Below are 18,399 nucleotides of genomic sequence, written 5' to 3'. Positions count from 1 at the left end.
CTAGTCGTTGAATTGCATTTTATGATGCAAGCTCCTTCTTTGTCTTCGTGTGACTGGTCAGAATACCACTGATTATAAAAGATAACAACGAACCGGCAAAACATATAGCCGCAAATATACCTACGGCAGAAAAGCCGTTAAACGTCGCGTAAATCAGGCCTGCGATCCAAGAACCGAGCGTTGTCGCAGCGTACATGATTGAATTGGCCAAGCTGGAGATCGTGCCGCGGATGGTCGGATTTAACGAATTCAACATTCCTAATATCAGCGGAAATGCGATTCCCATGTTAACGAATATGAAAAAGTAGACCCCTTCGAAGGCCGCAACCGATTTCAAGTGAGGCAAAACAATAAAACATGCGATAGAGACAAGAAAGCCCACAACCAGCGTATTGAAACGGTTTAATGTTTTGATCACATAGGCACCGCCGAAGCTCCCGACTATATTCCCGAGACCAAGAAAAAACATCACGTACCCCGCTTGATCAATTGAAAGATGAAAGCGATCCGTCACCCATTTTCCAATAAAAGAAAAGGCAGCAAAGAATCCGCATTGAAATAAAAAATGAGCGAGGAAAGCCCTTCTCGCCATTTGGCTATTCAATAGTGGGATGTATCTACTGAAAATCGGAGATTTGGTATTTTGGCCTTGATTCGGTTTCATTTCAGGCAAAGCATAGAAGATGAATACCGCTACCAATAATGCACATGCACCGATTGTAAAAAAAGGATAATACCAATGGGTTGAGGCTAGCAGACTTCCAAGAGGGATGCCGAACGCTTGGGATGCAGCCAAGCCTGCCATGACGATTCCTGATACTTTAGCGATTTTTGGTGTTGGAAACAGAGCAGGGATTGAGGCCCAGACTTGAGGCGCCGTAAATGCTGCGCTGACTCCAGCCAAAAAACGGAATAAGAACATCGACCAAAAACCTGTAGCAAAACCGCATAACATGGTTGAAACCGAGAAGCAGACCATGCCGGCTAGCATTACTTTTTTTCGATCCCATCCATCGGAAAGCGGTCCAGCAATCAGTGCAAAAATGGCATAACCTAAAGCATAAGCCCCCACCATCCAACCGGAATATTCGGTCGGGATATGAAACAAGTTCTGAAGAGTGGGGATTAGCGGAGAAATCAAAAATGTATCCGTACCGATAACAAACATGATGAGGAAAAATAAAGCAGTTAATTTGAACATTCTATTTTCAACCCCATTAACACGATAGTGCATGTAATTCACTCCTCATAATAGTAATAGTATCAGCAACTGTTACTGTTTAAAGTAATACGTTCTAATAAGAAAGTCAAGTCGATTTCGCAACTACTTATTTTCAATTTGATTTGCTTAGCGAAAATCAATACACTACAAATAAGCTCTATAAAGAAAGAAGGACCTTGCAAAATGGCAAACCGAAGCCAACAGTTCTCTGTAGCCGTTCATATATTATGCTTTCTTGAATTTAATAAAGCGGGCCGTACCACGTCCGAATTACTTGCTTTGAGTGTGAACGCTAATTCTGCGGTTATTAGAAGAATCATGAGAAAACTTACTAAAGCGGGTCTCATTATCTCTACGCTTGGAGCAAATGCAGCGATAAGCCTTGCCAGAGAGGCAAAGCAAATTACGCTACTGGATGTGTATCGTGCTACCGAGGAAGATAGTCAGCAAATTTTTATGATTCATCAAGATACAAACCCGGCTTGTCCGGTAGGAAGTAAAATGCCGTATCTACTGGATAAGGTACACACGAAAGTCCAAACAACGATGGAGAACGAGTTATCGGGTATTACAATTGATCAGCTGCTTAAGAGTGGAATAGTAGAGTCGCAGGATTATAAGCAATGAATAGTATAGGCTTCGTTTACTTGGTCGGCACGGATCACTTGAGGCTCAAATGAACAATGCACCGATAAAAATATAAAAAGATCACCCAGCCTTTACTGACTGAAGATGTCAGTAAAGGTTTTTTACAATAGAGGAGATCAATTAGTCAATTAAACAAGGAGTGTGTGTGATGGATACAAAAAAAGTATATCTTTATGTATTTGATACTATGGCAGACTGGGAGACAGGATATTTAACCGCAGAACTCAACTCGGGAAGGTATTTTAGAAAAGGGTTAGCGCCTTTAGAGGTAGTTACCGTAGGCGTTGATAAAAATCCGGTGACTACAATGGGCGGGTTGAAAATATTACCCTGCATTTCTATTGATGAGTGTGTATTGAGAGGTACTGATGTTCTAATTCTTCCGGGCGGAGAGACCTGGCTGGAAGGCATTCACGAGCCTATATTAAATAAAGCCTCCCAAGCTTTAGAAGAAGGCACTGTTGTTGCGGCGATTTGCGGGGCAACCATGGGACTTGCAAAGATGGGTTTACTGGACTTAAGAAGGCATACAAGCAACGATCTGGAATATTTGAAGATGGTGTGCCCTAATTATATTGGAGAAAAGCATTATGAGATGGAGCCTGCGGTAACGGATGGGAATTTAATTACCGCATCAGGCATAGCTCCGTTGGAATTTGCGATGCATGTGTTGAAGGTGCTGGATGTATTTGCACCAGAAACTTTGCAGGCATGGTTCTATCTTTATCAGACTCATGAACCCAAGTACTTCTTCGAGTTAATGAGCTCCATCCATAGCTGATTACCAGGATGCACCTCAAGAGAGGGGTGCATTTTTTGTTTCCTAAATTACAGCAAGATGTGGAAAGTCGGGTGAAACCGGTTATGTTATTTTATTTACAGAAAAGAAATGATCAAATTCAGAAAAGAAAGGGGCAGATAGAATGATAGGCAATCCGCGATCTTACAAGTCAGAATCGGCAGGGAGCTTTTTGATCGGTGCATAGATATGATAGGTCGAATCCAGATGGTGGACGTCATCAAAAGCTTGTATGAGTTCAATATCAGTTTCCGCCGTTTCCTGTCTGGAGATCTTTAAAAATCGGGCATAGTCGCTTTTCAACACATCACCAATGTCTAGCAGTTCACCATAATAGTTGAACCTGGCACAAAAAGTCTGCGGCACATCAACCGTGAAATAATAAGGTTGATCAATTTCAAGGCTGCTTGGGATTCCGAACAGAACCTTGAACCGGGTTGAACCGGGCTGACAGTTGGAATAAATGACATAACCCGGCCCGCTTATGGTTTCATCAATTTGACTCAACAGCATTTGTGAATGTGCGCGAATCTGCTCTTTGTAATCATCATCGGCAATATTCACCTCAAAGGCGATCCCGCTGATTCGGGTCTCTTTGAATTCAGTCAGGGTGAAATCCGTAACGATATCCCCATTAATATTTTTAATGGGTCTTTTCACTACTCCAGGTATGGGGGTAGGAGAAATAGATGTAATTCCTGTTACTAAAGAACTTGGAGTCACGCCGTATTGTCGTTTGAAGGCTCTGGTGAATGAGGCTTGGGTACCGAAGTTGAGCTGATAAGCAATATCGGTTAGGGACCTGTTTTTGTTTTGGATGAAGGTTAAGGATGCATTCAATCTTCTGGAAAGGATGTATTGGTTTAACGAACAGCCCATCATAGCAGAAAACAGCCGGTGAAAATAGTATTTAGACATGTTGAAGGAAGCGGCGACGGATTCTACCGTTAAGGGCTGGTGTAAATGGTCCTCGATATGGATCAAGGCACTTTCGATGATTTGGTTATGGTCCATGATTACTCCTTGTATCAAGTGTTTACCGGTCATTTTGTTCCAAGTATACCATACGTCATCAGCAAAAAACTTAATGTCTTGGGAGGAATAAAAAGATGATGCAAGACCGAAGGAATGCAAGAATACTGGGGATTTTTTATATCCTTGCTGCAGTGACGTCAATTATAGCGGTAGTTTTGTATGGGCCCGTTTTGTCAGAACATTGGCAGGGAGCTGTGGCAAATGGATCGGAAACAAAGGTCTTAATCGGTGTACTAAATGACCTCTTGCTTGTGGTGACGGCTGTTGGTACAGCAGTCATGCTGTTTCCTTACGTAAGGCATTGGAATGAGCATATTGCGTTAGGGTATCTTTGTTTTCGATTTATGGAAGCTGTTTTTATTGCGATTGGGGTCGTAAGTATATTGGGTTTATTACAACTTAGTTCGTATAATGAAGCGGCTAACCTAACGGGAAAAACTAATCTCGAGCCTATAGGGCTGTTGCTGCAAACGATTTACCGCTGGACAGCTATGTTGGGGCCAAATTTCATGTTGGGCATAAATACTAGTCTGTATAGTTATTTGCTTTATCGAACAGGCTATGTGCCTAAACCGTTAGCGATATTCGGAATGGCTACAGCTGTTATGGTATTTATAGCTGGATTGCTGCAAATGTTCGGGGTCATCGGAACCTATTCGACGGTAAAAGGATTGATGGCGCTGCCCGTGGGCGTTTATGAGATGAGCCTGGCAGTCTGGTTAATTGCGAAGGGGTTTAATAAGGAGAACCTTGCAAAGTCGAGAGTAGAGACAGCCTCTTAGTATATAGCTCTTCGTCAATCTAGCCAACTCTAAGTTGGCTACAGATTTGTGGTCAACGGGGCACGGATTGCCCATGGGGCGAAGACTCCACTCCTGATCGACAACAAGGTGGACCCTTTGCACGCTCCAGAACCGCAGAACAAAGTAATCGTTCACGGTGCAGGGGCTGGATTACGACTGATGGTATCACAAATAAAGGAAATGTAACCAATGGGTTCAACCTCACTAAGAAGGGGGTTGGACCTTTTTTTACATCTTCAAGCCGATCTCACCAGTGCCTTCTACTTCTACATGAGGACGATCAAAAAAAAATAATTCTTTACCGATCGTTCTCAATATGTTAGGATGATCTCACAGGAAAAACAAACCTCTTTACCCAATTTAGAATGATCGTTCTCAAAAGAGTGGCCAAGGTTTAAAAATGACAATGAATAGGTATAACAGCCGGAGGTGATCAAGATGAAACATAAAGTGAATGCGCTCATTATCGGATTTGGCAAGGCTGGTAAGACGCTGGCTCCCTACTTGGCTAAGCAGGGACTTCGCGTTGCTGTCGTAGAACAATCCGCTGAGATGTACGGAGGTACTTGTATCAATGTAGGCTGCATCCCAACGAAGGCATTGGCTCATCAATCCCATCTGGTCTCACAGATGAGAATCGGTGATGTTACAGCACTTGGGGAGAGATATGCCCAGGCGATCCGGGACAAGGATGAATTGGTCGCTCTGCTGCGTGCGAAGAACTTCGACCAGGTGAACGATCAACCGGGAGTTACGGTTATTACAGGGAAGGCGTCCTTCCAGTCCGCACATGTGGTAGAGGTGAGCACGCAAGAGGGAAGCGTTCTGGTGGAAGCGGACCGGATCTTTATTAATACGGGTGCCAAGCCGGTCATTCCTGCGGTACCAGGCATCCAGAGCAGCAAGGTATATACAAGCGCGGAAATGCTGGACCTTTCGAGGCTCCCTGAGCGGCTGGCCATTATTGGTGGCGGTTATATCGGCCTCGAGTTTGCTTCCATTTATGCCGGTTTTGGTACCGAGGTAACGATCCTTGAACAAGGCGAACGGTTTCTGCCTAGAGACGATCGGGATATTGCCGACGAGGTTCAGAAGGTGCTTGAGCAAAAAGGAATCCGAATCCGGCTCACAACCCGTGTGGATCGGATCGTTGACGAAGGCAAAGATGAGGTCACGCTCCACCTATCCTCACCTGACGGAACGGAGGAGCTGAAAGCCGATGCGGTCCTGGTTGCAACCGGCAGAATGGCCAATACGGATGGCCTGAATCTCGAAGCAGCAGGTATCCGGCTTACGGAGCGTGGATTCATTCAGGTTGATGAAAAGCTGCAGACGAACATCCCCCACATCTGGGCACTTGGCGACGTGAATGGAGGACCGCAGTTTACGTATATCTCTCTTGATGATTTCCGCATCATAAAGGATCAATGGTTTGGAAGCGGGGAGCGGACCACGCTGGACCGCAAGCAGATTCCTTACTCGGTCTTTATCGATCCGCCCTTGTCCCATGTCGGGCTGACAGAGGCTGAGGCTCAGAAACAAGGCTATAACATCAAGGTTGCTAAACTGCCCGTTACGGCTTCAACCCGGGCTCGTCAACTGAAACAGACCGAGGGGCTTGTGAAAGCGGTAGTTGATACAGATACCGGGCAATTGCTAGGCTTCACCATGTTCGGAGTTGAATCCAGTGAAGTGGTGAACATCGTATCCGTGTTCATGAACTCAGGGCAGCCATATACCGCTTTGCGGGATATGATCTTTACCCATCCATCCATGTCGGAGATCCTGAATGATCTATTAGGTCTAATACCGAGCTAACCGCTGGACTTTCAACGCTATTCTTTACCGGTCATTCCCGGAAGTGGTATGATGTCTTGGATACGATAGACTGGAGGGTTGCCTAATGGCTAGAAGCAAAGAATTTGAAGAAAGTGCTGTCTTGGATAAGGCCATGAAGCTCTTCTGGGAGCAAGGCTATGAGAGCACCTCGATGAACGATCTGGTGGAGCATATGGGGATTCACCGCAGAAGCCTTTATGATACGTTTACAGACAAACGGACCTTGTATCTCAAGGCGATGGACCGGTTCGAGGACCGTACGGATGCCAAACTTGCGGCGGGTGTCAAGCAGTCGAAGACGGCTAAGGAAGCTCTGCAGTTCGTTTTCGATTATATGAGCCTTGGTGAGGAAGGCGTGCCATCCGGTTGCATGTTTGTAAATTCGGCAGTTGAATTGGCATGCCGGGATAAAGACATAGATGCCAAAGCCGTGAGTGCCTTCGAGAAGGTAGAGCAGCTGCTGGTGAAGATTGTATCCTGGGGGCAGCAAAGTGGTGAATTTAACGAACGGTACGAAGCCCAGGAGCTGGCCGAGTATCTGCATAATGCCTTAACGGGGCTGAGAGTGATGGCCCGGACGTCGGTGCCGAAGGAAAAGCTTGAGCGGATTTCTGCCCTGACCATGCGAATATTAGAGAAGTAAAGTAAACAGACAAATTTTTTTGAGTTATTTAGAACGATCGTTCTCATTAATTAAAAATTGAAGGAGCGAAAGACATGAAAACACTGATTATTGTTGCTCACCCGGATTTACAGAGTTCCCGGGTGAACCGGGCGTTGGCCCAGGTCGTGAAAGAGCAGCCGGATACGACGGTGCACGCGCTGTATGAATTTTACGGAGATCGCCCACTGGACGTTCCTCATGAGCAAGCGCTGCTGGATAGCCATGACCGGATTATTTTCCAATATCCGCTTTACTGGTACAGCACGCCTCCGCTTCTTAAGAAGTGGTTCGATGAGGTGCTGACCTATGGTTATGCTTTTGGTCCGGGTGGGGAGCACCTGAAGGGCAAGGAGGTTGGCATTGCGATCTCAACGGCGGGTACAGCCGCTTCGTATCAGCCCGGGGGATACAATCTCTTCACAGTCCGGGAGATCGCTAAACCGATGGAGGCGCTCGCCAACTACGTAAGTGGGCATTATTTGCCTCCTTTTGCCGTCCATAACGCGAACCAGATCACGGATGAACAGATAACCGAAGCCCAGGCTGCGTATGTTCAGCATCTGAGAACTATAAGCCATGTACAGACGGCCGGCCTGATAACAATTAACAAATAACAAACCTATAACTCTTGAGGAGGAAATGAACATGACAAACAAAAAAGTGGCCTTGGTTACGGGAGCGAACAAAGGAATCGGGTATGAAATCGCCAAACAACTGGGGGAACAGGGCATCACGGTATTGGTTGCGGCACGTACCCAGGCGACAGCTGATGAAGTGGCGGCCGAGCTGCGGGGCAAAGGCCTTGATGCGGTTGGCGTCGAACTGGAGGTAACGAACTCGAAGCATATTGCTGCATTGACTGGATGGATTGGTGACACCTATGGACGGCTGGATATTCTGGTTAACAATGCAGGGATATGGGCTGAAGCGAGTGGATACGAAGGGGACGCATTCCGGGATACATTTGAGGTCAACACGTTCGCCCCTTACTACATCACAGAAGCGCTGCTGCCTCATCTCTTGAAGAGCGAAGCTGGGCGGATCGTGAACCAGAGCAGTGCCTTGGGATCGATCCAATATATGCTATCCGATGGGCTGGCACAGCGTATTGCCACCCCTGCGTATTCCGCATCCAAGGCAGCCCTTAATATGCTTACAGCTTATTGGGCACAGCAGACGAAAGGAACGAACCTGAAGGTAAACTCGGTGCACCCTGGCCTGGTTAAAACGCAAATGGGCGGAGAAAAGGCCGAGTTGTCACCGGAGGATGGAGCGAAGACGGCAGTCCGTCTGGCTACGCTGCCTGAAGATGGCCCGACGGGCGGCTTCTACTATATGGATAGCCAGCTTCCTTGGTAAGACGGAATCCAGACAAATCACATTACATGAAGAATCTATGAAAATTACAATTTTAAGGAGAGATTAACGATGACCCAAGAAAAGATGAAAGCTGTAGGCCTGTTCCAATACCTGCCCATTGAGGATCCCAATAGTCTAATAGATGCGGAAATCGAGAAGCCGGTGCCAACAGGCAGGGATCTGCTGGTTAAAGTGAAGGCTGTCTCGGTCAACCCGGTGGATACCAAAGTGAGAGCCCCCAAAGCCCGTACCGAAAGTGAACTGAAAGTGCTGGGCTGGGACGTAGCTGGAGTGGTGGAGCAGGTCGGACCGGACTCCACACTGTTTCAGCCAGGGGATGAGGTCTTCTATGCTGGCAGCATTGTACGCCAGGGAGGCAACAGCGAATTTCACCTTGTCGATGAGCGTATCGTTGGCATGAAGCCGGCCAGCGTGGATTTTGCTGAGGCGGCGGCGCTGCCCTTGACCGCAATCACGGCATGGGAAGGGCTGTATGATCGGCTTGGCGTATCACCCGACAAGTCTGTGAATAGCGGCAAAACCATTCTGATTATCGGAGCCGCCGGCGGGGTGGGATCGATCGCAGTGCAGCTGGCCCGGCATGCTGGGTTAACGGTAATTGGCACGGCTTCCCGTCCGGATTCTACAGCTTGGGTCAAGGAGCAGGGGGCAGATTACGTGATTAACCATTACGACCCGTTCATGCCGCAGCTCCAGGCGAATGGATTAGGTCAGGTCGATTACATATTATGCCTGAACCATACCGAGCAGCACTGGAAGGGCATGGCTGAGGCCATCGCGCCGCAGGGCAAAATCTGCTCCATTGTAGAGACAAAGGAATCACTGGATTTGACGCTGCTCATGAACAAGAGCGCAACCTTTGTCTGGGAATTCATGTTCACCCGCTCGAGTTATCAGACGGCGGATATGATAGAGCAGCATAACCTGCTGAATGAGATCGCCCGGCTTGTGGATCAAGGGATCATCCAGACGACTGTGGCACAGAAGCTTGCGCCTATTAACGCCGAGAACCTCCGCAAGGCGCATGCTCTTCTGGAGACCGGCCGGACTGTGGGCAAGATCGTGCTTGAACAGTTTTGAAAAGGGGTGAAGTCCCGAAGGGAGAACCAATTTGAGGTTAGGTAAAAGCGTATTACTGGATAGGCAGAGCGCATAACAATCAGGAAAAGAAATTGATAGACTTAAAGCGGCTCCGAAGCATGAAAAATGCTCTGGAGCCGTTTTTGCATATTGACTTTGACACTAGTGCAATCTTTTATGAGCAAACCAAATCATGGGGCAGGACATTTCGAAGGCAGTCGGGAAACCCAAATCGGTGAGAGTCATAGGGTTAGGTTCCAATGATTTCACAGTTATGGTGCCCAAACATTATCTCGGGATCAGAATAAAATAGGAGTCAACATTACCTTACAGGGGGAGTTTCTTTGAGCGATATTGATATTCAAGGTTGTCCTGCTCCTCAGAACATCACTTTGGTTCAGCGCCTGCAGCCCGTTGTAGGCCGGATCGTAACGGTGTTCCAACCCGGCTTTCCGAAGCTAACGAGAACGACGGGGAAGCTCTCCAAAGTGACCTCGACCTCTTTTACAGTAGGATCAACTGTAGTTGATTTTCAAACCTCCTTCTTTATTGTCCTTAATGAGCGTGTTAAAAAGACACTGCCATTTGATTTGGTGGCCACTGCAGAAGACATAGGTGAGCTTCATGGGAGGCTAATCCGTGTTGGAAGAAATTTTGTCGAGTTTATTAAGATTCCGGGCCGGAGGGTTCCTACTCTGTTTCCGTTAAATCTGTTTACTGAAGTTGTATGCGAAGGCGAAGATGAGGAATAGGTACCGCTAAGGATTGGTTGATAACAGCAGCCGTTAATCTAAGTGCTATTCTCATGCTATGGGTACAGTAGGCTTTTCGTAATGCTAGGTCAACCGGAATTATACGGGCTGGCCTATTTTTATGACTCTAACTAAAGTAGAGCCTCGCATGGCTGGTAAGATTTAATTATGTACAAAAAAATGCAGAGGAAAATACTGATTTTTCTTCATCCAATAGACGAACAATAGACGGAGATTTTGACCCGAGACAATATAGCAGAGGTATTCCAGTATAGGGTACTATTAATGGAAACAGGTAGGAACTTCATTTGTAAAAGGGGTTTGACATGAAAGAGCCAATATTCGGAGATCAAACAGAGTCACAATTAAAGGTACTAAATGAAATCAGTACAATTTGCACAACAATTGATTGCAAGTTCTGGTTGCGTGGTGGATGGGCTATCGATTTTTTACTTGGGAAGGTCACCCGTCTACATGACGATATAGACTTGGTAACATGGATACAGAACAGAGAGCAGTTAGAATGCGCTCTTGCCGAAGCTGGTTATGAACAGGTTCCTGTAAAAGAGCAGTTTCGCGGGAGACAGTCCGATTTTCGTAAGGATGACGTAGACATTACATTGGGCTACATAACCAATACCAATGATGGAAGCATTATTATGAATGGCTTACCAGAGTGGGTATGGCGAGACGATTCGTTGTTACCACAAAGCTATATGTTAAACGGTTTATCGGCTCATGTGTTACATCCGAGACAGCTTTTGGAGGAAAAGGAGGTTTACAAACAAATCGGCAGGCAACCTCGAGCCAAGGACGAAGATAGCAAAAATATATTGCATCGTATAATAGGAGAGTTCAATTGACCGTTGGGGCAAGATATACAGGATATAGAAAGCCGCTCCATTTTGTGGGGCGGCTTTTTCTTTATATACTGATGTATATTTTGTAGGCTCATTGTAATCTAGGCCTCCGCTATATGATAATCGGTTTTGGGTTGGTCATTGGAGTGGGCGATGATTTTACCCGGTACCAGGCAAAGGATTCGATTAGAATATCGAGCAATGCAAATATAACTTGGTGGAAACTTTTGGATTGACGGATAACAGGAACAGTAGTAATATTATACCAAAGTATAAACCTTTAAACTTTCATGAATGTTATAATGTCATGAATAGGAGAAACATGGCATATACTGTCTAATTTTTAGTCAAATCGTAGATATAATATAACAGGTAAGGTTTTTTATTTTATCCTAAAAGTTTAAAGGTTTAAACTTTTAGATGATGGAGGCATAGAAATTTAATGAACATTCATGATGTAGCCAAAAAGTCGGGGCTCTCGGTAGTGACCGTATCCAGAGTGCTAAACAATTCACAGTCTGTGCGTGAGTCCAATAGACAGAAAGTGCTGAAAGCGATGGAGGAATTGAATTATCAGCCCAATTCTGCGGCTCGGAGTCTAGTGCGCGGCAAGACAGGAGTCATCGGGATGTCAATTAACAACTTTAATGACTCTTTCTATGACCGCGTGATTCGCGTGGTGAACCGGAAGCTGACGGAGCAAGGTTATTTTTTGGCCTTATCCATTGCTGAGAATGAGGACGAAGGCGATAATTTTCTGTTCCAGAAGGACCGTGTGGACGGGATTATCCTGTTGTCCCCGCTTGAAGAGATGGAAGATGTAGAGGAGCTGAAAAGAAAAAACATACCTTTTGTGCTGCTGGATAACCAGTTCCAGCATGAGGATGTTCCCAGTGTCGTGGTTGATAATTATCAGGGTGGATATGAAGCGACAAAACACTTGATTGATCTTGGACACACCCAGATTGCCTATATCGGCGGCCCTTCGGTATTCCTCAGTGTTGCGGAGCGCAAGCGGGGCTATGGCCATGCGTTGGAGGAAGCAGGGTTAACGCCTTTCGGCACAGATTCCTGCGGGTTTACGGTAAGCGGCGGCTATGAAGTTGCCAAGAGATGGATTCGGGAAGATAGGCTTCCGACAGCCTTTTTTTGCGGAGATGACTTTATTGCCCTTGGTCTTGTCCAGGCGCTGCGCGAAGAAGGAATTCGGGTACCCCATGATATCTCGGTCGTAGGATTTGATGATCAGCAGTTCGCAGGTGAATTCTACCCGCGGTTGACGACGGTCAGGCAGCCTGAGGCGCAAATGGGCAGCATCGGCGTTGATCTGCTGATGAAATTGATCCATGGGGAGGTGATGCCGCCCGTTGTAACGAAGCTCGCTCCTCAGCTTCTCGTGCGTGAGTCATCAGCTGCTGTAAGATTAACTTGAATATTAGGAGTGAAACGATCTTGAAGTATTACTTGGGAGTGGATGCAGGGGGCAGTAAAACCTATGCCATAATTGCCAATGAACAGGGCCAGGTCATCGGCGCAGGCCGGGGAGGGAACGGGAACCACCAGAAGAATCGTCAGCAGGCGGAGGACAGCTTGCGGCTGGCAGTATCGGAAGCGCTTACGGCTTCAGGACTGACCAAGGATCAACTGGAGTACTCCTGGTTTGGCATGGCAGGAGCAGACAGGGAGCCCGATTTCCGGATTTTGCGGCCTATCATCAGCCGTCTCGGTCTTCCCCGGACGGAGATTTCCTGCGATACCTGGAATGCGTTGCGGTCAGGTACTGAGGAGAACTATGGAGTCGTGCTGATTTGCGGCTCGGGTGTGAACTGTGCAGGCAAGAATTCGAAGGGAGCTACGTACCAATGCGGGGGGTTCGGCTATCTGTTCGGTGATTTTGGCGGCGGCTATGATTTAAGTGTAGAGGTATTCCGCAGCGTTATCCGGGCGGACGAGGGGAGAGAGCGCAAGACGGTGCTGACAGAGCGCTTAACTCAACTGCTGGGTTATTCCAACGTTTCAGAGCTGCGGGAGGATTACCTGGATCATTTCAGAGACTTGCCGGCCCATATTGCCGAGCTGCTGTTTCAGGCGGCAGAGGAAGGGGACCAGGTTGCCACCGGATTGCTGATCAAGCAAGGGGATGAGCTGGGATTGGCCGCGGCGGCGACTATACGCCAATTGGCTATGGAGGAGGATTCTTTTGACATAGTACTGGCAGGCAGCCTGCTGACCAAGGGAGACCGCTCAGGTATTATCCGGCACGCTATTGAGCAGAGGGTGAAGCAGTCGGCTCCCAATGGCACCTTAAGGATATTAAGCCGTGAGCCGGTTGTAGGTTCGGTTGTTCTGGCGATGGAAAGCAGCGGGATGCATGTTAATCGCGAGATACTTGATCGTCTGTCGTCCCTGGAGAAAGTACCGAATAAAACAAGCTAGTTATCATCCAACCAAAATGAAAAAGGCGAAGGAAGGGTCTGGTTATGAAGGAAACATTAAAGCTAGTTGTCGTCGGAGCTGGGTCATCGTATACACCTGAGCTTATTGAGGGCATCCTTATGCACCACAAAGAGCTTCCCATCGGGGAAGTATGGCTGGTGGATATTGAGGAGGGGAAGGAAAAGCTGCATACGATTGCGGAACTGAGCAGGCGTATGATTGCTAAGTCCGGATTGCCGATCACAGTTGTGGAAGCGCTTAACCGGAGGGAGGCTATCGCCGGAGCGGACTTTGTCTGCACGCAAATCCGGGTAGGCATGCTGGAAGCGCGGAAATGGGACGAATTGATTCCTCTAAAGTACAATGTCATCGGTCAGGAGACGACTGGCCCCGGAGGAATGATGAAAGGCTTGCGGACCATCCCGGTCATTCTGGATATCTGCAGGGATATCGAGGAGCTTGCGCCAGATGCCTGGCTGCTGAATTTTACGAATCCAGCGGGTATGGTGACTGAGGCTGTTCACAAGTATTCCTCGGTCAAAAGCATAGGCCTGTGCAACTCGCCGATCGGTTTTCAAAAGTGGCTCTCTGAGTTCTTCGGGCTTCCTACCGAGAAGATCTATTCGGAGTTTGTCGGCATTAACCATCTACACTGGGTATCCGATGTCGTGATTGACGGAGAGAGCAAGCTGCAGGAGCTTATTGACTACCCTCAGAGCTACAAGGCGAGCAATGTGCCGTTTGATTCCTGGGACCACCGGTTCCTGAATGGATTGAAATCGATCCCCTCCTATTACCTGAGCTATTACTATATGACGGACGCTATGCTGGAGGAACAGAAGGAAGCGGCGGCAACGACCGGCTCGCGTGCGGAAGTGGTGAAGCAGGTGGAGGAAGAGCTGTTCGAGCTGTACCGGGACGTGGAGCTGAAGGAGAAACCGAAGCAGCTGGAGCAGCGCGGCGGGGCGTATTACTCGGAGGCGGCGGTACTGCTGATGAGGTCCCTTTATAATGATTCCCGCGATATCCAGACGCTGAATGTACGCAACAACGGAATTATTGGCTTCCTGCCGGACGATGCTTCCATTGAGGTGAACTGTATAGTGACCAAGCAGGGCCCGCTGCCAATTCCGCTGCGGAAAATTCCAGAGTCCATTAAAGGTCTGCTTGCGGCGGTCAAGGTATACGAGAGCCTGACCATCGAGGCAGCCGTACACGGGGACCGGGACATTGCCCTGCAGGCATTGGTTCATCACCCGCTGGTGCCTTCGGTCACTGTAGCTGAACAGCTGCTGGATGAAATGCTGGAGAAAAACAAACCGTATCTGCCTATGTTTCACTAGAAGGCGCCAGAGGAGGAAACGTGGATGAAGGCGGCCGTTAAACCAAGTGTATGGAAGAAATTTACGAATCAGTTGGATTTACAGTCCATGGTCTGGCCGGGAATTATTTTTATCGCAATATTCAGTTACATTCCGATGTATGGCGTGGTTATGGCGTTTCAGCAGTACAACATTTTTAAAGGCGTGCTGGGAAGTGCTTGGGTTGGATGGATGAATTTCAAAATGTTCTTTGAGGCGCCTGAGTTCTGGACTGTAATGAGGAATACCCTTGTGATTAGTCTGCTGAAACTGATCATTGCCTTTCCTGCCCCGATTCTGCTTGCGCTGATGCTTAATGAAATCGGGAATATGGCCTTTAAACGATTTATCCAGACGGTCAGCTACCTGCCGTATTTCCTGTCCTGGGTCATTGTATCCGGCCTTGTATTCTCGGTGCTGTCGGTGGATAACGGAACAGTGAACTACTTGCTGGAGCAGCTGAACCTGACCCATGAGCCGATCAACTTTCTGGCGATACCGGAATACTTCTGGTCGATTCTTGTGAGCGTGAATGTGTGGAAGGAGATCGGGTTTGGCAGCATTGTCTATCTGGCTGCGATCGCGGGCGTTGATCCTTCTATGTATGAGGCCGCTTCTATAGACGGCGCAAGCCGGTTTAAGCAAATTTACACCATTACACTCCCCAGTATTTCCCCTGTAATTATTATCTTTATGATTCTTGCTATCGGCAATCTGCTCAGTGCGGGTTTTGAAGACATTTTGCTGCTGGCAACCAATCCAATTCTGCAGCCTTACTCCGATGTTATCGACACCTATGTGTATCGTGTTGGGATATTGAATGCCAGATTCTCTTATGCGACAGCGGTAGGGCTGTTCAAAGCGGTAATCAGTGTAATTCTGCTGGTGACCGCCAACAAAATTGCCCGCCGGGCAGATGTCAGTCTCTGGTAGACCTACAGCTTATAGGAGGGGTGAACAATGAGACTAAGCCTGGGCGATAAAATGATGCAGCGGACGATCTATCTCCTCTTGACACTGATGGCCGTAATCATGCTCTACCCGTTTTGGAACGCGCTTGTTATTTCCTTCAATCAAGGGAGTGATACGGCGCTCGGCGGTGTAACCCTATGGCCTAGAGTGTATACATTGGAGAACTATTACATTGTGTTTCAGGATCACCGCTTGTTGAACTCTTTCTTGATCACCGTTCTTAGAACTGTGATCGGTACGGTATTATCTGTCTTCTTCACGGCATTGTTAGCCTACGGAATGTCCAAGAAGACATTGCTGTTTCGCAAGCAGTATATGGTGTTCTTCATGATCACGATGTTCTTTAGCGGAGGGCTGATTCCCACTTATTTGCTGATCCGCTCGCTGGGTATGCTGGACACCTTCTGGGTTCTGATTATTCCTAGCATCATTAGCGTCTACAACATGATTGTCATCCGCACCTTCTTCTCCGCTCTGCCCGACGGGCTGGAGGAATCGGCCAAAATTGACGGCTGCAGCAACTACGGCATTTTCTTCCGGATCGTTATTCCCGTCTCAGGCCCAGTGCTTGCTACGATTGCTTTATTTACAGCCGTGGGTTACTGGAACGACTGGTTCACGGGAGCGATCTATATTACGAAGGACCACCTGCTTCCGATACAGACGCTGCTGCGGCAAATTATGAACTCTAATATTATGACTGAACTCGGCTCATCGAATGCCATCGCACTGGATCATATGAACCGGAATCGGACGGTTACAACGAAGTCATTGACCATGGCTACGATGATGATCGCCACCATTCCAATTATTCTGACGTACCCTTTCCTGCAAAAGTATTTTGTTAAAGGGGTATTGATCGGTTCATTGAAAGAATAGCGTCACTAGCAATCTCCATATCGTGTAGAAAGAAGGGGAAAGAATGCGTATGCGGTTGAAATGGGTATCGCTTCTGCTGGTCTGCCTGCTGCTTCTAGTCACGGCTTGCAGCGGAGGCGGGAAGCAGGAAGAAGGTCAGGGCAAAGGGAATACCGGGGCAGATGGCGGTACTACCTTCAGCTTCTTTGGAAATTACGACTGGCTTACAACAGCGCCTTGGGGGGAGAATGCGGCAACGAAATGGATTCAGGAGAACCGGAAGGTTACTGTGAAACCAGTGCAATCTGGAGGGGCGGCCGCGGAGAAGCTGAATACGATGATCGTCAGCGATGATCTGCCCGATGTGATCTTCACCGACCGGGGATCTACGGTGGAACGGCTGGTGCAGGCAGGGAAACTCGTGGCGCTGGATCAATACTATGAGAAATATCCAAACTTCAAGAAATATGTAAAGGAATCCACCCTGAACCTGCTCCGCTCTGAGGACGGGAAGATCTATCAAATCCCAAATTGGTACACCTCAGGGCAGTTCGGAAATGGGGGTTGGATGGTCAATAAAGAGATTTATAACGCGCTTGGCAGACCGAAGCTGGAAACCTTCGATGATCTGTACCAATATTTGCTCCAGGTGCGGGACAAATACCCGGATGTAGTGCCTCTTGAGGTTGGGGAGAAAGGGGCGGGCCTTGAAATTATGTATGGGGGATTCAAGGAGAATTCCACCAGTAAGTTCATTTCTCTCATGGGATATCCGGAAGGCAACAAGCTGCTCCCCATCTATGACGATCCTGCTTACAAGGAAATGATGCTGTATATCAATAAGCTGTTCCGTGAACGCCTGATTACTCAAGATGCCCTGCAGCAAGTTCAGGATGCGGTCAAGGAGAAGGTGAATACCGGGCGCGTAGCGGTCATGGTAGAGTCCAACATCACTACGTATGGAGCCGAGGGACACCGGGCATTGACTGCAAGCAAACCGGACAGCGGATATGAGATTATTTGGCCGATCCATAAAGCTGGACTAGACAAGAACAAGGTGTTTGTAAGCGGCTTTGAGACGCTGGGCTGGAACGTCAGTGTCATTACGACGAGTGCCAAGGATCCGGAGGCCATCTTCGCTTATTATGACTGGATCACAGGTCCGGAGGGACAGAAGGTTCTGTTCTTCGGTCCGAAAGGTTTATATTGGGATGAAGAGAATGCCGATGGCGCTCCGATTCCGAATAAGAAATACAAGACGACACCTGCTAATGAGCGTACGGAAACCATGCGGAAATTCGAAGATTTCAACTGGGCGGGAAATACGACCTTTATCGATAAGGCGAAAATGAGCCTCGAGGCCTCGCTTTCCGCGAACCAGAAATCGTGGGAGACGGTGGCACAGTCCACGGTGACCTGGAAAACCGCTCTGGACATTACACAATTTGTGAATACCGACCCGGTTCCCGATACAGAGATCGGCATCATCGCCCAAAATATTCAGAATATTCATACCCTTGCTTTCGCTCAGATGGTGCAAGCGAAGTCGGATGGAGAGGTGCTGTCGGCTCTGGAGACGGCTAAGAAGAACGCCCAAAATGCTGGGCTGGATAAGCTGCTTGAGTTCAAAACCCAAAGATGGCAGGAGAATCTCCGGAAAATTAACGCGGCGAAGTAATTCTTGTTAATA

The 18,399-nt window shown here is 47.8% G+C and carries 18 protein-coding genes; 16 read left to right on the top strand and 2 right to left on the bottom strand.

Annotated features, from left to right (window positions below; translation table 11 throughout):
• Positions 1-19 precede the first annotated feature (19 nt).
• Complete coding sequence (locus KJS63_RS12400; RefSeq protein ID WP_213619593.1) at positions 20-1,201, bottom strand: MFS transporter; 1,182 nt, start codon at positions 1,199-1,201, stop codon at positions 20-22.
• Between the two features lie 204 nt (positions 1,202-1,405).
• Here KJS63_RS12400 and KJS63_RS12395 point away from each other — a divergent pair, with 204 nt between their 5' ends.
• Together KJS63_RS12395 and KJS63_RS12390 are read left to right on the top strand one after the other, a co-directional pair.
• A complete protein-coding gene (locus tag KJS63_RS12395) occupies positions 1,406-1,849 on the top strand; it encodes an Rrf2 family transcriptional regulator (protein ID WP_213619410.1) in 444 nt (147 codons plus the stop codon).
• Between the two features lie 169 nt (positions 1,850-2,018).
• Positions 2,019-2,651 carry a type 1 glutamine amidotransferase family protein gene (locus tag KJS63_RS12390; protein ID WP_213619409.1) on the top strand — a complete coding sequence of 211 codons (633 nt, stop codon included), beginning with the start codon at positions 2,019-2,021 and terminating at the stop codon, positions 2,649-2,651.
• A 162-nt stretch (positions 2,652-2,813) separates the two neighbouring features.
• Here the strand turns inward: KJS63_RS12390 and KJS63_RS12385 are convergent, their stop codons facing one another.
• Entirely contained in the window at positions 2,814-3,683 is an 870-nt protein-coding gene (locus tag KJS63_RS12385; RefSeq protein WP_213619408.1) for a helix-turn-helix transcriptional regulator, read from the bottom strand.
• Positions 3,684-3,778: 95 nt separating this feature from the next.
• Here KJS63_RS12385 and KJS63_RS12380 point away from each other — a divergent pair, with 95 nt between their 5' ends.
• The 14 genes from KJS63_RS12380 to KJS63_RS12315 all read left to right on the top strand — a co-directional run bounded on the left by KJS63_RS12380 (position 3,779) and on the right by KJS63_RS12315 (position 18,387).
• Positions 3,779-4,486 (top strand): DUF4386 domain-containing protein, encoded by a 708-nt coding sequence (locus KJS63_RS12380; protein ID WP_213619407.1) that lies wholly within the window; start codon positions 3,779-3,781, stop codon positions 4,484-4,486.
• Between the two features lie 459 nt (positions 4,487-4,945).
• A complete protein-coding gene (locus tag KJS63_RS12375; RefSeq protein WP_213619406.1) occupies positions 4,946-6,325 on the top strand; it encodes an FAD-dependent oxidoreductase in 1,380 nt (459 codons plus the stop codon).
• Positions 6,326-6,410: 85 nt separating this feature from the next.
• Positions 6,411-6,989, top strand: a complete 579-nt coding sequence (locus tag KJS63_RS12370) for a TetR/AcrR family transcriptional regulator (protein ID WP_213619405.1) — start codon at positions 6,411-6,413, stop codon at positions 6,987-6,989.
• 74 nt (positions 6,990-7,063) lie between these two features.
• Positions 7,064-7,624, top strand: a complete 561-nt coding sequence (locus tag KJS63_RS12365; protein ID WP_213619404.1) for an NAD(P)H-dependent oxidoreductase — start codon at positions 7,064-7,066, stop codon at positions 7,622-7,624.
• A 31-nt stretch (positions 7,625-7,655) separates the two neighbouring features.
• Positions 7,656-8,369 (top strand): SDR family oxidoreductase, encoded by a 714-nt coding sequence (locus KJS63_RS12360; RefSeq protein WP_213619403.1) that lies wholly within the window; start codon positions 7,656-7,658, stop codon positions 8,367-8,369.
• 69 nt (positions 8,370-8,438) lie between these two features.
• On the top strand, positions 8,439-9,470 hold the full coding sequence (locus tag KJS63_RS12355; protein WP_213619402.1) for a zinc-binding alcohol dehydrogenase family protein: 1,032 nt from the start codon (positions 8,439-8,441) through the stop codon (positions 9,468-9,470).
• A gap of 344 nt (positions 9,471-9,814) precedes the next feature.
• Positions 9,815-10,222, top strand: coding sequence for a hypothetical protein (locus KJS63_RS12350; RefSeq protein ID WP_068621337.1), 408 nt, complete (start codon positions 9,815-9,817; stop codon positions 10,220-10,222).
• Positions 10,223-10,548: 326 nt separating this feature from the next.
• On the top strand, positions 10,549-11,085 hold the full coding sequence (locus KJS63_RS12345) for a nucleotidyltransferase domain-containing protein (RefSeq protein ID WP_213619401.1): 537 nt from the start codon (positions 10,549-10,551) through the stop codon (positions 11,083-11,085).
• A 439-nt stretch (positions 11,086-11,524) separates the two neighbouring features.
• Positions 11,525-12,514 carry a LacI family DNA-binding transcriptional regulator gene (locus KJS63_RS12340; RefSeq protein ID WP_068621333.1) on the top strand — a complete coding sequence of 330 codons (990 nt, stop codon included), beginning with the start codon at positions 11,525-11,527 and terminating at the stop codon, positions 12,512-12,514.
• Positions 12,515-12,534: 20 nt separating this feature from the next.
• Positions 12,535-13,518, top strand: a complete 984-nt coding sequence (locus tag KJS63_RS12335; protein WP_213619400.1) for an N-acetylglucosamine kinase — start codon at positions 12,535-12,537, stop codon at positions 13,516-13,518.
• A gap of 44 nt (positions 13,519-13,562) precedes the next feature.
• Positions 13,563-14,861 carry a 6-phospho-beta-glucosidase gene (locus KJS63_RS12330; RefSeq protein WP_213619399.1) on the top strand — a complete coding sequence of 433 codons (1,299 nt, stop codon included), beginning with the start codon at positions 13,563-13,565 and terminating at the stop codon, positions 14,859-14,861.
• A 24-nt stretch (positions 14,862-14,885) separates the two neighbouring features.
• Positions 14,886-15,812, top strand: coding sequence for an ABC transporter permease (locus tag KJS63_RS12325; protein WP_213619398.1), 927 nt, complete (start codon positions 14,886-14,888; stop codon positions 15,810-15,812).
• A gap of 27 nt (positions 15,813-15,839) precedes the next feature.
• The gene (locus tag KJS63_RS12320) at positions 15,840-16,730 is read left to right on the top strand and encodes a carbohydrate ABC transporter permease (RefSeq protein ID WP_068621325.1); all 891 of its coding nucleotides are present in this window, start codon (positions 15,840-15,842) and stop codon (positions 16,728-16,730) included.
• Positions 16,731-16,779: 49 nt separating this feature from the next.
• Positions 16,780-18,387, top strand: a complete 1,608-nt coding sequence (locus KJS63_RS12315) for an extracellular solute-binding protein (protein ID WP_306432904.1) — start codon at positions 16,780-16,782, stop codon at positions 18,385-18,387.
• Positions 18,388-18,399: the final 12 nt, after the last annotated feature.

Origin of the sequence: Paenibacillus sp. J22TS3, assembly GCF_018403205.1 — a bacterium.
In the GTDB taxonomy this organism is placed as follows: Bacteria; Bacillota; Bacilli; order Paenibacillales; family Paenibacillaceae; genus Fontibacillus; species Fontibacillus tuaregi.
This window is presented reverse-complemented; position numbering and strand designations above follow the sequence as displayed.

Bases quoted from the DNA above. Each gene is read 5' to 3' on its own strand.
- KJS63_RS12395 (WP_213619410.1), top strand. From the start codon at position 1,406: ATGGCAAACCGAAGCCAACAGTTCTCTGTAGCCGTTCATATATTATGC.
- KJS63_RS12345 (WP_213619401.1), top strand. From the start codon at position 10,549: ATGAAAGAGCCAATATTCGGAGATCAAACAGAGTCACAATTAAAGGTA.
- KJS63_RS12400 (WP_213619593.1), bottom strand. From the start codon at position 1,201: ATGTTCAAATTAACTGCTTTATTTTTCCTCATCATGTTTGTTATCGGT.
- KJS63_RS12340 (WP_068621333.1), top strand. From the start codon at position 11,525: ATGAACATTCATGATGTAGCCAAAAAGTCGGGGCTCTCGGTAGTGACC.
- KJS63_RS12375 (WP_213619406.1), top strand. From the start codon at position 4,946: ATGAAACATAAAGTGAATGCGCTCATTATCGGATTTGGCAAGGCTGGT.
- KJS63_RS12320 (WP_068621325.1), top strand. From the start codon at position 15,840: ATGAGACTAAGCCTGGGCGATAAAATGATGCAGCGGACGATCTATCTC.
- KJS63_RS12370 (WP_213619405.1), top strand. From the start codon at position 6,411: ATGGCTAGAAGCAAAGAATTTGAAGAAAGTGCTGTCTTGGATAAGGCC.
- KJS63_RS12315 (WP_306432904.1), top strand. From the start codon at position 16,780: ATGCGGTTGAAATGGGTATCGCTTCTGCTGGTCTGCCTGCTGCTTCTA.
- KJS63_RS12385 (WP_213619408.1), bottom strand. From the start codon at position 3,683: ATGGACCATAACCAAATCATCGAAAGTGCCTTGATCCATATCGAGGAC.
- KJS63_RS12380 (WP_213619407.1), top strand. From the start codon at position 3,779: ATGATGCAAGACCGAAGGAATGCAAGAATACTGGGGATTTTTTATATC.
- KJS63_RS12330 (WP_213619399.1), top strand. From the start codon at position 13,563: ATGAAGGAAACATTAAAGCTAGTTGTCGTCGGAGCTGGGTCATCGTAT.
- KJS63_RS12365 (WP_213619404.1), top strand. From the start codon at position 7,064: ATGAAAACACTGATTATTGTTGCTCACCCGGATTTACAGAGTTCCCGG.
- KJS63_RS12325 (WP_213619398.1), top strand. From the start codon at position 14,886: ATGAAGGCGGCCGTTAAACCAAGTGTATGGAAGAAATTTACGAATCAG.
- KJS63_RS12360 (WP_213619403.1), top strand. From the start codon at position 7,656: ATGACAAACAAAAAAGTGGCCTTGGTTACGGGAGCGAACAAAGGAATC.
- KJS63_RS12390 (WP_213619409.1), top strand. From the start codon at position 2,019: ATGGATACAAAAAAAGTATATCTTTATGTATTTGATACTATGGCAGAC.
- KJS63_RS12355 (WP_213619402.1), top strand. From the start codon at position 8,439: ATGACCCAAGAAAAGATGAAAGCTGTAGGCCTGTTCCAATACCTGCCC.